This is a genomic window from Pseudomonas sp. SWI36 (assembly GCF_002948105.1).
GTDB lineage: Bacteria > Pseudomonadota > Gammaproteobacteria > Pseudomonadales > Pseudomonadaceae > Aquipseudomonas > Aquipseudomonas alloputida.
In genome coordinates, this window is record NZ_CP026675.1 from 3,978,553 (window position 1) to 3,992,387 (window position 13,835).

12 protein-coding genes and 2 pseudogenes are annotated in these 13,835 nt (G+C 62.3%); 8 read left to right on the forward strand and 6 right to left on the reverse strand.

Going from position 1 to position 13,835, the window contains the following annotated elements; all coding sequences use genetic code 11:
* The first annotated feature begins 196 nt into the window (after positions 1 to 196).
* Positions 197 to 1,000, forward strand: coding sequence for a hypothetical protein (locus tag C4Q27_RS18995; RefSeq protein WP_104887191.1), 804 nt, complete (start codon positions 197 to 199; stop codon positions 998 to 1,000).
* 196 nt (positions 1,001 to 1,196) lie between these two features.
* Here the strand turns inward: C4Q27_RS18995 and C4Q27_RS19000 are convergent, their stop codons facing one another.
* Positions 1,197 to 1,472: a DUF3077 domain-containing protein gene (locus C4Q27_RS19000; protein WP_020193848.1), complete on the reverse strand. Its 276-nt coding sequence runs from the start codon at positions 1,470 to 1,472 to the stop codon at positions 1,197 to 1,199.
* A 670-nt stretch (positions 1,473 to 2,142) separates the two neighbouring features.
* Positions 2,143 to 3,285, reverse strand: a complete 1,143-nt coding sequence (wecB, locus tag C4Q27_RS19010; RefSeq protein ID WP_064491736.1) for a non-hydrolyzing UDP-N-acetylglucosamine 2-epimerase — start codon at positions 3,283 to 3,285, stop codon at positions 2,143 to 2,145.
* Between the two features lie 428 nt (positions 3,286 to 3,713).
* Here wecB and C4Q27_RS19015 point away from each other — a divergent pair, with 428 nt between their 5' ends.
* A complete protein-coding gene (locus tag C4Q27_RS19015; RefSeq protein WP_020193049.1) occupies positions 3,714 to 4,049 on the forward strand; it encodes a helix-hairpin-helix domain-containing protein in 336 nt (111 codons plus the stop codon).
* 36 nt (positions 4,050 to 4,085) lie between these two features.
* Here C4Q27_RS19015 and C4Q27_RS19020 read toward each other — a convergent pair whose 3' ends face one another.
* Positions 4,086 to 4,253, reverse strand: a complete 168-nt coding sequence (locus C4Q27_RS19020) for a DUF2897 family protein (protein WP_010952850.1) — start codon at positions 4,251 to 4,253, stop codon at positions 4,086 to 4,088.
* A gap of 183 nt (positions 4,254 to 4,436) precedes the next feature.
* Between C4Q27_RS19020 and pyrF the strand changes: the two genes are divergently transcribed.
* Complete coding sequence (pyrF, locus tag C4Q27_RS19025; protein WP_010952851.1) at positions 4,437 to 5,138, forward strand: orotidine-5'-phosphate decarboxylase; 702 nt, start codon at positions 4,437 to 4,439, stop codon at positions 5,136 to 5,138.
* A gap of 965 nt (positions 5,139 to 6,103) precedes the next feature.
* On the opposite strand, the gene C4Q27_RS19035 is transcribed toward pyrF, so the two are convergent.
* Positions 6,104 to 7,105 carry an NADP-dependent oxidoreductase gene (locus tag C4Q27_RS19035; RefSeq protein WP_014591984.1) on the reverse strand — a complete coding sequence of 334 codons (1,002 nt, stop codon included), beginning with the start codon at positions 7,103 to 7,105 and terminating at the stop codon, positions 6,104 to 6,106.
* Between the two features lie 178 nt (positions 7,106 to 7,283).
* Here C4Q27_RS19035 and C4Q27_RS19040 point away from each other — a divergent pair, with 178 nt between their 5' ends.
* The gene (locus C4Q27_RS19040; protein ID WP_104887194.1) at positions 7,284 to 8,045 is read left to right on the forward strand and encodes an SDR family oxidoreductase; all 762 of its coding nucleotides are present in this window, start codon (positions 7,284 to 7,286) and stop codon (positions 8,043 to 8,045) included.
* A gap of 143 nt (positions 8,046 to 8,188) precedes the next feature.
* Here C4Q27_RS19040 and C4Q27_RS19045 read toward each other — a convergent pair whose 3' ends face one another.
* On the reverse strand, positions 8,189 to 8,932 hold the full coding sequence (locus tag C4Q27_RS19045) for a hypothetical protein (RefSeq protein ID WP_104887195.1): 744 nt from the start codon (positions 8,930 to 8,932) through the stop codon (positions 8,189 to 8,191).
* A 957-nt stretch (positions 8,933 to 9,889) separates the two neighbouring features.
* On the opposite strand from C4Q27_RS19045, the pseudogene C4Q27_RS30055 reads away from it, so the two are divergent.
* Positions 9,890 to 10,369 (forward strand): annotated as a pseudogene (locus C4Q27_RS30055) (methyl-accepting chemotaxis protein); the annotation flags it as partial.
* Between the two features lie 204 nt (positions 10,370 to 10,573).
* Entirely contained in the window at positions 10,574 to 11,278 is a 705-nt protein-coding gene (locus C4Q27_RS30060) for a methyl-accepting chemotaxis protein (RefSeq protein ID WP_370688790.1), read from the forward strand.
* A gap of 96 nt (positions 11,279 to 11,374) precedes the next feature.
* On the opposite strand, the gene C4Q27_RS19055 is transcribed toward C4Q27_RS30060, so the two are convergent.
* The gene (locus C4Q27_RS19055) at positions 11,375 to 12,565 is read right to left on the reverse strand and encodes a benzoate/H(+) symporter BenE family transporter (RefSeq protein WP_104887196.1); all 1,191 of its coding nucleotides are present in this window, start codon (positions 12,563 to 12,565) and stop codon (positions 11,375 to 11,377) included.
* A 144-nt stretch (positions 12,566 to 12,709) separates the two neighbouring features.
* Between C4Q27_RS19055 and C4Q27_RS19060 the strand changes: the two genes are divergently transcribed.
* Both C4Q27_RS19060 and C4Q27_RS19070 read left to right on the forward strand, forming a co-directional pair.
* Complete coding sequence (locus C4Q27_RS19060; RefSeq protein ID WP_104887197.1) at positions 12,710 to 13,312, forward strand: glutathione S-transferase family protein; 603 nt, start codon at positions 12,710 to 12,712, stop codon at positions 13,310 to 13,312.
* 364 nt (positions 13,313 to 13,676) lie between these two features.
* Positions 13,677 to 13,742 (forward strand): annotated as a pseudogene (locus tag C4Q27_RS19070) (glutathione S-transferase family protein); the annotation flags it as partial.
* Positions 13,743 to 13,835 lie beyond the last annotated feature (93 nt).

Consider the following 13,835-nt stretch of genomic DNA (forward strand, 5'->3'; position numbering starts at 1 on the left):
GTTTCGATGGTCAGTCACTGACTGTAAGGTTTGCCACCCAAAAATGCACCGGACCCGCAGATTTTTGCAGCGATAATTGAGGGGTAGCGGTGCCTTCCGAAGGCGGAGGTAGCTTTAGAAAGCGTAAGTCCAAGCGCAAGCGGAGCTGCGACATTGGCCGCGAAACCCATGTATTTACAGCAAAATCTGCAAAATTATGGCAATCTGCCAGACCTCGCTAGCCTTCTGGCTCGACTTGTACCCGTACCGTGGCATCCGCCCGGCACGCCTGCCTGACCGTGAAACGATGAACATCCCTAACTTCAAGAAGTTGTTTATGCCTGATATTTCAGCAGACGCAGCCAGCCTTATCCATGCCATAGCCTCTGCCACTGCGGTAATCGCAGCGCTGATCGCCGCCAGTGCGATGATCATTGCCCATATGACCTCGGATGTAAAAAACCAGCAAGCCGAAGTGCCCGTTTCCCGTGGGGCGCAGACGGTCACTGTCGTCCACGAGTCGGACGTGCAGGCCAGGCTGGAGATCGAGCAACTCATTGAGCAGAACGATGCGCTCAGGGCCGAACTGGAGCGCGAGAAGGCCGAGCGGTTGAAGCTGGAGGCCAGCCTGAAGCCCAGAGCGCTGACGCCGCAGGCGCATGATGCGTTCAAGGCATTGGCGGGCGAGCTGAAGGCTAAGACGCTGGCGCCGGTGGTGTTGCTGAATATCCATAAGGATGACAAGGAAGCCGTGCGCTTTGCCAAGGAAATTGCCGTTGCGCTGACCAAGGCGGGTGTGCAGGTTCAGATCAAGCAGCTGCCTCTGCAAAAGCACAATACCGGTACCCAGGTGGTCGTTTATGCCGGGGTGGGCGGTGACGAGCTTGAGCAGGCATTCAAGACCGCTGATTTTGCCTCGGATATCAAACGCTCGGGGCAGAGCCCGCGGGTGAAGGTGGATGATGGGGATGCAATTGCCATTTCGGCGTTTATCAGTGTTTATCCGCGCAGTGAGATTTGAGCGGCGGGTGGGGGCTGTGATCCTGTAGGCATGGGGTGGATGGCACCGGCGGTGCCGGTGTTCGCGGGCGCGCCCGCTCCCACAGTGTGGGGGCTTGGCCAATGCAGTGGTTTGCCCTCGTCACGACTGGCCTGATGAAGCCCATTTCTTCGACTGCAAGCGAGGCGTAGCCTCGCCTGGTCTCGCGTCATTCCCTTCAGTGGTGCCTGTTTTTCGCAATCTCGATGTCGTTCATCAGGGCTTTTGCGGTGGCCAGCAGGTAATCCGCTGCGCCCAGCATCTTGTGGTCGTCTTCCATGTCACCTTCGCGTACCAAGTGCTTGCAGTAGCCCAGCAGGACGGAGACGTGTTCATAGGCGTCATCGACGGGGATGCCGGGTTGGACGCGCAGCAGGTCCAGGGTGGGGTTGCCGGCTTCGAGGAAGGTTTCGATGCCTGCGGTGAGGAGGGGGGATTGGTTGTTGTTTTTCATGGTAGTTGCTCCTGATAGGTGGAACTGCCACGCAGATCTTTCTCACGGACCAGGGCGGCAGTCGTACACGGGGTGAGAAACCGAGGGAGCTACAAAGCTCGGCCAGACCGAAGTCTGCCCGCGTACGACTGCCATGACAGGCAAGTCAGGTAGCTCGCATCAGGTTCTCACACCCGGTCACCAACATGGCGACCCGGTGACGTTATCCCTGAGACATTTCCCCGACAATTCAGCTGCTTCTGACTGGCGCGTAGGATAGTTCGCTTGGTTGCCCGAGCTGAAGAGGTGGGGCGGGGTTTCAGGAAAGTCTGACGTGCGGAATGTGCATTCCAAGGCAAATATCTACGCGGTGATTGTTGACCGTTGTTGGGGCGGGTTTACACGCGGAAGGGGGGCTGCTGGCCAGTTTTTACTGGGAGTTCAGCGGTGCTGCAGCTACCGTATTCGCGGGTGAACCCGCTCCTACGCCGAGCGGGGGTGGGCTCAGGTCGGGGTGGGGCTGCTGGCCAGTTTTTACTGGGGGTTTAGCGGGGCTGCGGATATCGTATTCGCGGGTGAACCCGCTCCTACGTCGAGCGGGGGTGGGCTCAGGTCGGGGTGGGGCTGCTGGCCAGTTTTTACTGGGGGTTTAGCGGGGCTGCGGATATCGTATTCGCGGGTGAACCCGCTCCTACATTGAGCGGTGGGGGCTGGTCCAGGTGGCCAGGGCTTCGCGTATGCGCGCGCAGGCCTTGCCATCGCCATAGGGGTTATGGGCGAAGCTCATTTCGCGATACGCCGCCTCATCGGTCAGCAAGGTACTCAACGCCCGTACAATCGATGCCACTTCGGTGCCCACCAGCTTGACCGTACCTGCCGCCACGGCTTCCGGGCGCTCGGTAGTGTCGCGCATCACCAGCACCGGTTTGCCCAGGGCCGGTGCTTCCTCTTGAATGCCACCCGAGTCGGTCAGAATCACATAGGCCCGGGTCATGAGGTAAACGAACGGCAGGTAATCCAGCGGTTCGACAAGGTGGATGTTGCTTACATCCCCCAACAGCCGGTTGACCGGCTCGCGCACGTTGGGGTTGAGGTGGACCGGGTACACCACGTCCAACTCGGGGAATTGCCGCGCAATCTGCACCAGGGCCTGGCAGATGCGCTCGAAGCCGCCACCAAAGTTCTCGCGCCGGTGGCCGGTGACCAGCAACAGCCGGCGTTCGGCTGCCAGGTAGCTGAAGTGGCTGGCGAAACGGGCCTTCAGCGCGGGGCTTTGCAGCTTTTGCTCCACCTCCAGCAAGGCGTCGATCACGGTGTTGCCGGTGGTGAAGATGTGCGCCGGGTCGGTGCCTTCGCGCAACAGGTTGTCGCGCGAGGTGGCGGTGGGCGCGAAGTGCAGCGCGGCAAGGGCCCCGGTCAGGCGCCGGTTGCCTTCTTCGGGCCAGGGTGAATACAGGTTGTTGGTGCGCAGGCCGGCCTCTACATGGGCAATGGGGATTTGCTGGTAGTAAGCCGCCAGAGTGGTGGCAAAGGTGGTGGCGGTGTCGCCGTGCACCAGCACCACGTCGGGCTTGAACGCGGCCAGCACCGGTCGGATGCCTTGCAAGATGGCAGTGGTCACACCGGTCAGGTCCTGGCCGGCTTTCATGATGTTCAAGTCGTAATCGGGGCTGATGCCGAACAGCTCCAGCACCTGGTCGAGCATTTGCCGGTGCTGGCCGGTGACGCACACGCGGGCTTCGAAGCGGCTGTCCTGGGCCAGTTGCAGGGCTAACGGGGCCATCTTGATGGCTTCTGGGCGGGTACCGAAAACAGTCAGGGTCTTGAGGGGCACGGCAGTGATCCTCTTGCTCGGGTCCTTGAAGCAGGCCGGTTTCCATTGCTCAACAATCTAGCAGGCGGGCAATGGCGTGCCAGTTTGCCGGGGGGAAGCTTACCGACTGGGGAAGGGCGGTTTACCGGGCGGGCCTTGTTCGGCGGGCGTTGTAGGAGAATGGCCGGGCAATGGTGGGCAGCGGGTATCGGACAAACGGGGATTTGGCTACAGCTACAAGGCCAGGGCCTTGTGCGTTCAGGGCCGGGCCGAGCGGGGCGTAAACGGCCACGGTTGATGGGTGGGCGAAGTTGACCGTTTTGCTGACCGATTCGGTAACCATTCGCCGGGGTAGTTGGGTATTGTGCGGCCGGGTTACCCGCTAGGGTTGGTTGCGCAGCCGAAGGAAAGCGGTTGCTGGAAAATGACCAACCCAAGGAGTGTTGACCATGCGCAATAACGTTCTGTCGTACCTGCTGCTGCCGCTGTTCGCCAGTCTATCGTTCTCCCTGAGCGCCGCCCCGGCCAGCACCATGGCTGTGCCCGAACCGGTGCCAGTGGTGGCCCAGGCCCAGGCACAGCAGGCGCCAAGGCTGGACTTGAACACGGCGGATGCACTCACCCTGCAAAAGGAGCTGAACGGCATTGGCAAGGCCAAGGCGGAGGCTATCGTGGCCTACCGCGAGGCCAATGGGCCGTTTGCTTCGGTGGATGAGCTGCTGGAGATAAAGGGGATAGGCAATGCGTTGCTGGAGCGCAACCGGGACAAGGTGATGGTGGAGTAAGCGGGCAGGGGCCGGGGTGATGCCCTGGCCCGGCCTTTAGCGGTCCTGCGCGTCCTTGGCATCCGCTTCGGCATTACGCTCATGTACCTTGCGCAGTTGTTCTTCGGTCAGCGGCAGTTTCTTGGCCGTGTCGCGCAGCAGCATCAACCCGCCGACAATCGAGCCGAGGGCTATGATGAGTATCAGCCAGGCATACCAGGGCATTGTCGTTCTCCTTAGATCGGGCCGTGGGCAACGGTTACATGAATTTTGAGCAATTGCCCGTTCCGTTGGTTCAATTATAGGTGCCAGGCCTTGTTGGGCCAATTCCGTGACCTGCGGGCCCCAAAGCCTGCGCCACTTCGTTTACAATGCGCGCCGTTTTCGACTTGCCAAGAGACCCTGCCCATGTCCGCCTGCCAGACGCCCCTGATCGTCGCCCTGGATTTCCCTACCCGTGAGGCCGCCCTGAAGCTGGCTGACCAGCTTGACCCTGCGCTGTGCCGGGTGAAGGTTGGCAAGGAGCTGTTCACCAGCAGCGCTTCGGGCATTGTCGAAACCCTGTGTGACAAGGGCTTCGAAGTGTTCCTGGACCTCAAGTTCCACGACATTCCCAACACCACCGCCATGGCGGTAAAGGCTGCCGCCGAGATGGGCGTGTGGATGGTCAACGTGCATTGCTCCGGTGGCCTGCGCATGATGGCGGCCTGCCGTGAAGAACTGGCCAAGCGCAGCGGCCCGCAGCCGTTGCTGATTGGCGTGACCGTGCTGACCAGCATGGAGCGTGAAGACCTGGCCGGCATTGGCCTGGATGTCGACCCCCAGGAGCAAGTGCTGCGTTTGGCGGCGCTGGCGGAAAAAGCGGGTATGGACGGTTTGGTGTGCTCGGCGCTCGAGGCCCCGGCACTGAAGGCGGCGCACCCCTCGCTGCAATTGGTGACCCCGGGCATTCGCCCGGCGGGCAGCGCGCAGGATGACCAGCGCCGCATCCTCACCCCGCGTCAGGCACTGGATGCCGGTTCGGACTACCTGGTAATCGGCCGGCCGATCAGCCAGGCTGCAGACCCTGCGCAAGCGTTGGCAGCGGTCGTGGCGGAGATCCGTGGGTAATTAACCTGCGGCTGTCCAGCAAGGGCCTGTGCCGAACCACCGATGCCTGTGTCGAACCCCTGATGTGGCTGCACCCCCGATCCGTGTGTAGGAGCGGGTTTACCCGCGAATACGGTAGCGGCGGCAACGGTGAACGGCCGGTGGAAATTGGCCGGCAGGCCCGGCCCTTTCGCGGGTGAACCCGCTCCTACGACGGGCTGTGCCGGGCCATCGAGGTGTGTCTCCCGCGAATACGGGAGCGGTGGCAACGGTGGACGGCTGGTGGAAATTGGTCGGCAGGCCTGGCCCTTTCGCGGGTGAACCCGCTCCTACGACGAGCTGTGTCGAGCTATCGATGTGTGTCACCGCGAACACGGTAGCTGCGGCAACGGTGAACGGCTGGTGGAAATTGGCCGGCAGGGCTGGCCCTTTCGCGGGTGAACCCGCTCCTACGACGGGCTGTGCCGAGCCTCGATGTGTGTGTCCGGGAATGCGGGGGCGGCGGCAACGGTGGACGGCCGGTGGAAATTGGTCGGCAGGGCTGGCCCTTTCGCGGGTGAACCCGCTCCTACGACGGGCTGTGCCGAGCCATCGATGTGTGTCCCCCGCGAATACGGGGGCGGGGGCAACGGTGGACGGTTGGTGGAAATTGGTCGGCAGGGCTGGCCCTTTCGCGGGTGAACCCGCTCCTACGACGGGCTGTGCCCAGCCACCGATGTGTGTCACCGCGAACACGGTGGCGGCGGCAACGGTGGATAGCCGGTGGAAATTGGCCGGCAGGCCTGGCCCTTTCGGTCCACCGATGCCTGTGTCGAACCATTGATGTGGCTGCGCCCCCGATCCGTGTAGGAGCGGGTTTACCCGCGAATACGGTGGCGGCGGCAACGGTGGGCGGCCGGTGGAAATTGGCCGGCAGGCCCGGCCCTTTCGCGGGTGAACCCGATTACAAGGGCATGTGCCGGGCCATCGGTGCCGTGCAGGGGCGTTTAAACCTTCAACACCAACTTGCCAAAATTCTCCCCGCTGAACAGCTTCAACAAGGTCTCCGGGAAGGTTTCCAGCCCTTCCACCACATCCTCTTTGCTCTTCACCTGACCACTGGCCAACCAGCCGGCAATTTCCTGCGCGGCCTTGCCGTAGTCCTTGGTGTAATCCATCACCACAAAACCTTCCATGCGCGCGCGGTTCACCAGCAGCGACAGGTAGTTGGCCGGGCCTTTCACCGCTTCTTTGTTGTTGTACTGGCTGATCGCGCCGCAAATCACGATGCGTGCCTTGAAGTTGATGCGCGTCAGCACGGCATCGAGGATGTCGCCGCCCACGTTGTCGAAGTACACGTCCACGCCTTTGGGGCATTCGCGCTTCAGGCCGGCCAGCACGTCTTCGGCCTTGTAGTCGATCACGCCATCAAAGCCCAGCTCGTCCTTCAGGTACTGGCACTTTTCGGCACCGCCGGCAATGCCGACCACGCGGCAGCCTTTGATCTTGGCAATCTGCCCGACAATGCTGCCCACCGCACCGGCCGCGCCGGAAATGACCACGGTGTCGCCAGCTTTGGGTTGGCCGACCTCAAGCAGGGCGAAGTAGGCGGTCATGCCGGTCATGCCCAAGGCTGACAGGTAACGGGGCAGGGGGGCCAGCTTGGGGTCGATCTTGTGCAGGCCCTGGGGCTCGCCGGTGAAGTAGTCCTGCACACCGAGGGCGCCGCTCACGTGGTCGCCGGGCTGATAACCGGGGTGATTGGAGGCAACCACCTCACCGACGCCCAGCGCACGCATTACCTGGCCCAGGGCCACGGGCGGGATGTAGGACTTGCCTTCGTTCATCCAGCCACGCATGGCCGGATCCAGCGACAGGTACAGGTTGCGCACCAGTACCTGGCCTTCGCCGGGTTGTTCGGCGGGTACGGTCTCGAAGCTGAAGTCGTCACGGCGCACGGCGCCGACCGGGCGTTTGGCAAGCAGGAAGCGGCGGTTGGTCTGGGTCATGGCGGGTCCTTGTGGGCGGTGGAGGGCGTAAGGCGTTCAATCTACCTTGTTGATGAAGACGGTTCCTTAAAATCACTGACAAGCATGGTAGCCCAACCGTTGCTGTGATGATGCTGCCCGGCCGAGTGGTGGCTGACTATGCTCTGAACCCCACCCCAAACCCTCACAGGAGCACGCGATGAGCATGACGTTTTCTGGCCAGGTAGCCCTGGTGACCGGCGCGGGTGCCGGCATCGGCCGGGCAACCGCCCTGGCGTTCGCCCACGAGGGCATGAAAGTGGTGGTGGCCGACCTCGACCCGGTCGGCGGCGAGGCCACCGTGGCGCAGATCCACGCGGCGGGAGGCGAAGCGCTGTTCATTGCCTGCGACGTGACCCGCGACGCCGACGTGCGCCAGTTGCATGAGCGCCTGATTGCCGCATATGGCCGGCTGGACTACGCCTTCAACAACGCCGGGATCGAGATCGAGCAGCACCGCCTGGCCGAAGGCAGCGAAGCGGAGTTCGATGCCATCATGGGCGTGAACGTGAAGGGCGTGTGGTTGTGCATGAAGTATCAGTTGCCCTTGTTGCTGGCCCAAGGCGGTGGGGCCATCGTCAATACCGCGTCGGTGGCGGGGCTTGGGGCGGCGCCGAAGATGAGCATCTACAGTGCCAGCAAGCATGCGGTTATCGGCCTGACCAAATCGGCGGCCATCGAGTACGCCAAGAAGGGCATCCGCGTGAACGCTGTGTGCCCGGCCGTGATCGACACCGACATGTTCCGCCGCGCCTACCAGGCCGACCCGCGCAAGGCCGAGTTCGCCGCAGCCATGCACCCGGTAGGGCGCATTGGCAAGGTCGAGGAAATCGCCAGCGCGGTGCTGTACCTGTGCAGTGATGGCGCGGCGTTTACCACCGGGCATTGCCTGACGGTGGATGGTGGGGCTACGGCGATCTGAGTGGATGCCGTGCGGGCTGCTTCGCGGGCAAGCCCGCCCCTGACAAATGCGATCACCAGGCCGAAGCCTACGATGTCGCGCATGGACAGGAGGGGCGTGCCCAGGCCGTTCTGAGCAAGCCGGGCAGCCAGCCGGTCACCCGGCTAAAAGCTGACGCCTATTTTCAGGCCATACTCGTCACGGGTTTGTTCGTCCGAGTCGGTCATCAGGAACTGCCCGTCCAGTTCATAGTTGTAGCGGCTGAAGTAAAGCGAAGCGTATACCGGCACAGTACCGTGTTGGTTGAACAGCACGCTAAGTTCGGCAAAGGGGTTGGTGGTATCTTTCAAATCAACCTCTTCGTTGCTGATGCCATGTATTTTCAATTGCGAATCGCCATTGATAACCTGGCGTATGCCCGCTTCGAAACGCAAGGTGGCATTATTGAAGCGGTAATTGTACCCCGCCGCCAGTTTGGCGAACGGCGTGCGGTTGGTAAGGTCGATATCATGGCGGCTGGTATTGGGTTCCAACCGGTTCCATTTGTAACCGGCGCCCAGCAGCAGGTCGACTGAATGCCGTTCGGCCAGCGCCAAGCGCCAGCCCAGGTCCAGGTCGGCCTGGCCGTCCTTGAGCTTCTGGTCATGCTGTTTCGAGTACATGCCACTGGCCTCGGCCTGGTAGACAAGGCCTTGCGTGGCCGTCATCTTGTTGCCGAAGTTGATGAATAAGCCACCTTCGGGCATATCTTCGGTTTCATTATTACGGCCGTTGAGTTCCAGTTGGGTGTAGCTCCCTTGTAGGCCAAGGGTGAACAACGGGGCGGTGGAAGTTTCGGCATAGCCAACGGTTGGCACAGTAAACAGTAGCAACGGGGTGACCACAGCAGTAAACATGGCTGTTTTCATTGCAAACTCCAGGGTGCACTGCAGGTCCGGAGAACGGGCCAGTTACCGATCACGATAGCGACGTTTTTATTGTGTGCAGGGGTGTTTAAAAAAATTTCAATACCCCACTTTTGGCGCAAATTTAATGGCGTCAATAGTGTTCGATAAAGTGTGGATTGGAATAAATGAATGTTTTACTTGCGTCGATTTAATATGGGTAGGTGCCGTCGCAGGTTGAGGGACGGGCTATCATTGATGGCCTAGTGATATCTTTTACAGCTGGCACTGAAAGCGACCCTTTTGCAGCCAAAAACGACAAGACATAGCTATTTGACACTATTTTGACGCCAGGCCCTTGTTCATTGGCAGATAACGTTGCCACCCTTAGCCTTCGGGATAACCTCACTGGCTGAAAGGGGATCGGTGATGGGCACGAGCAAGCACGGTGTGCTGGCCAACCTGGGCATGGCCCGCAAACTTGGCCTGGGCTTTGCCTTGGTGCTGCTGCTGACGCTGGCGGTGGCGGCCATCGGCGTCGTGGCGTTGCAAAGCGTTGGCCAGCGCTTCGACAGCTTGCGTCAGCTGGCCCAGTTCAATACCGACTTGCTGCGCTTGCGCGAGCATGAGCAGGCGTTTGCCCTGCGCTCCGACATGCAGCAGGCCGACGCTTTGCGTGGCGGCCTGCAGGGTTTGGTCGAACGCGCCCGAGGCCTGCCGGCGCTGGCGGCGGCGCAAACCGATCTTGCCGCCTATGGCCAGGCATTCGAAGCCTTTGTCGAGGCCGTGCAAGCCAAGGAGCTGGCGCTGGACATGGCCAGCTGGTCGGTTTCCAACGTGTCCAACAACCTTGATGTGCTGCAGGCCGGCCTGGCCGATGACGGCGTGTACACCCTCAAGCAGTCCCAGGGCCAGCAGGGTGGCGAGTTTCTTGAGCAAGCCGCGCAGGTGGCCCAGGTGTCGCGGCTGATGCTGCAGGCCATGGACGAAGCACGGGTACGCCTGGAAAAAAGCCGCAAGGGCGAGGAGGGTGTGAGCCAGGAGCGTATTGCCCAGACGGTGGAGGCCGCTGGCCTGGTCAGCCAGTTGCAAGGCGCGGTTGGCGATGCCGGTTACCAGAGTGTGTTGGGCGAAGTGGCGGGGCACATTGGCAGTTTCTCGGAAAAACTCAACGAATACACCGACCAGCTGGCCCGCGAGCAGGGGCTAAAGGCGCAGTTGCAAGCCAGCGCCGAGCGGGTTACCGGTCGTGTCGACCAAGCCTATCTTGGGCAGGAGCAGGCCCTGCAAGGCGAGCTGCAGCGCAATGCCATCGCCATCGGCCTGGCCACGGCGCTGGCGTTGCTTGTCGGCGTGCTGGCGGCTTGGCTGATTACCCGGGCTGTGGTCGGCCCGTTGAAGCATGTGATCGCCCGCGCCCAGCGCATTGCGGCGGGTGAACTGGGCTTCGACGCCCAGGCGCCGCGCCGGGATGAGGTGGGGCAACTGATGCAGGCCATGCAGCAGATGGCGGCGGGGCTCTCGGGCATTGTCAGTGGCTTGCAGCAGGGTATCGAACAATTGGCCGGCAGCGCCCAGGCGTTGTCGACGGTGACTGAGCAGACCAACCGCGAGGTGGGCAGCCAGAAGGAGGAAACCGAACAGGTGGCGACCGCCATGCAGCAGATGACTGCCACCGTGCACGATGTGGCGCGCAATGCCGAGGAGGCGGCGCAGGCGGCCCAGGCCGCGGACGAGAAGGTCGACACCGGCCAGCAGGTGGTGCGCCAGAGCATGCAGCGCATCGAGCAGCTGGCGTCGGCGGCAGAAGCTGCCAGTGCCGGCATCGACAGCCTCAGTGCCGAAATCCACACCATTGGTGACGTGTTGGAAGTGATCAAGAGCGTGGCCGAGCAAACCAACCTGCTGGCGTTGAATGCCGCCATCGAGGCTGCCCGCGCCGGCGAACAGGGGCGCGGCTTTGCCGTGGTGGCCGATGAAGTGCGCGCCTTGGCGCGGCGCACCCGGCAATCCACCGAGCAGATCGAGACCTTGGTGGCCAGCCTGCGCGGCAATGCCCAACAGTCAGTGGCGCAGATCCGCGGCAGTACCGAGCTGGTACGGCTGGCCGTGGCTGATGCACTGCAGACTGAAAGTGCGCTGGGCAGCATTGCCGCAGCGGTGTCATTGATTCAGCAGATGAACCAGCAGATTGCCGCAGCCGCCGAGCAGCAGAGTTCGGTGGCGGAAGAGATCAGCCGCAGTGTCACGCAGATTCGCGGCAGTGCGGACCAGGCGGCATTGGCGATGCAGGACAATGCCCGGTCCAGTGTCGAGCTGGCGCAGCTGGGCACTGATTTGAAGGGCATGGTGGGGCATTTCAGGTTGTAATCTCGTTGTCTGTGCCGGCCCATTCGCGGGTTTTGTGATTTCCCGTCGTAGGAGCGGGTTTACCCGCGAAGAGGCCACCACAGGCAACAAATACCCTCACCCCCTACGCGGGTTAAGAATCACCAAAGCCAACACCCCCGCCACAATCCCCCAGAACGCCGAACCAATCGAGAACAAGGTCAGCCCCGAAGCGGTCACCATAAAGGTGATCACTGCTGCCTCCCGCTCGCGCGCCTCGTTCATGGCCACGGTCAAACCGTTCATGATCGAACCAAACAGCGCCAGTGCCGCAATCGACAGCACCAGTTCTTTCGGCAATGCCGCGAACAGTGCCGCCAAGGTGGCCCCGAATACCCCGGCAATGCCGTAGAAAATCCCGCACCACACCGCCGCGGTGTAGCGTTTGCCCGGGTCTTCATGGGCATGCGGCCCGGTGCAGATCGCCGCGCTGATCGCCGCCAGGTTGACCCCGTGCGAGCCGAACGGCGCCAGCAGCAGCGAGGCAAAGCCAGTGGCCGAAATCAGCGGCGAGGCCGGTACCTGGTAGCCGTCGGCACGCAGGACGGCCACGCCGGGCATGTTCTGTGAGGTCATGGCCACCACGAACAGCGGAATGCCGATGCTGATGGTTGCCGCCAGCGAGAAGCTTGGGGTGGTCCACACCGGCTTGGCCACTTCCAGGTGGAAGCCGCTGAAGTCCAGCAGGCCCAACGCGCCGGACAATGCCGTGCCCACCAGCAGCGCGGCCAGCACGCAATAACGCGGCGACAGGCGCTTGACCAGCAGATAGCTGAAGAACATGCCCAGCACCAGCAGCGTGCGGTGCTGCGCTGCCACGAAGATTTCGCTGCCGATCTTGAACAGGATGCCCGCCAGCAGTGCCGAGGCCAGCGAGGCCGGGATGCGTTTGACCAGGCGCTCGAAGCTGCCGGTCAGGCCGCACACCAGCACTAGCAAGGCGCAGGTGATGTAGGCGCCAATGGCTTCGCCATAGCTGACCCCACCCAGGCTGGTGATCAGCAGCGCCGCGCCGGGGGTGGACCAGGCGACGGTGATCGGTGTGCGGTAGCGTAGCGACAGGCCGATGCTGCATACCGCCATGCCGATCGACAGCGCCCAGATCCAGGACGAGATCTGCGCGGTGGTCAGCCCGGCCGCCTGGCCGGCCTGGAACATCAGCACCAGCGAACTGGTATAGCCGGTGAGCATGGCAATGAAGCCGGCGACCACCGCCGAGGGGGAGGTGTCTGCCAGGGGCCGCAGGCGTGCGGAAGTGGCATCGGTCATGAACAAAATCCTTGTAAAGGTGTAAGCAGTTTTTTCAGACTACAGCGAGCAAGGTTGATCCTTGCCATACAGCGGCCATTGCTTTTAGCCGTACAGTCGCCAAATATTGGGCGCAATTGCGAAACTGCTTTGCAGGGAGGGTCGATGTACAAGGTTTATGGCGACTACCAGTCGGGTAACTGTTACAAGGTCAAGCTCATGTTGAGCCTGCTGGGCCGGCCGTATGAATGGCACCCGGTGGACATTCTCAAGGGTGAGACCGAAACGCCCGAGTTTCTGGCGATGAACCCTAACGGCAAGGTACCGGTGCTGGAACTGGAAGACGGTAGCTACCTGTGGGAGTCCAACGCCATTCTCAACTACCTGGCCGATGGCAGCGAGTTCCTGCCCAGCGAGCCGCGCCTACGTACCCAGGTGCTGCAGTGGCAGTTTTTCGAGCAGTACAGCCATGAGCCTTACATTGCCGTGGCGCGGTTCATCCAGTTCTACCTGGGGCTGCCGGACGAGCGCCTGGACGAGTACCGCAAGTTGCACAAGGGCGGTTACAAGGCGCTGAAGGTGATGGAGCGACAGTTGCAGATGACGCCTTACCTGGTGGGTGAGCAGTACTCGATTGCCGATGTGGCGTTGTATGCCTACACCCATGTGGCGCAGCAGGGCGGGTTCGACCTGGCAGAGTATCCGGCGGTAAGGGCCTGGCTTGAGCGGGTCAGCAGCCACCCGCGGCATGTGCCGATGGTGGGCTGAAAACCGACCTGTTTTCCAGGCTTGTGGGAGCGGGCGTGCCCGCGAACACGGGCGCAGCCCTTGCCAACCACCGCGGTGCCTGCTTCGCGGGCTCGCCCGCTCCCACAAGGGATCTGCGGCGTCAGTCAGATGGCAGCAAACCGCTTATTCCGGCGGTTAGGGTCTGGCTTGAGCGGGTCAGCAGCCACCCGCGGCATGTGCCGATGGTGGGCTGAAAACCGACCTGTTTTCCAGGCTTGTGGGAGCGGGCGTGCCCGCGAACACGGGCGCAGCCCGTGCCAACCACCGCGGTGCCTGCTTCGCGGGCTCGCCCGCTCCCACAAGGGATCTGCAGCGTCAGGCAGATGGCGGCAAACCGCTTATTCCGGTGGTAAGGGCCTGGCTTGAGCGGGTCAGCAGCCACCCGCGGCATGTGCCGATGGTGGGCTGAAAACCGACCTGTTTTCCAGGCTTGTGGGAGCGGGCGTGCCCGCGAACACGGGCGCAGCCCGTGCCAACCACCGCGGTGCCTGCTTCGCGGGCT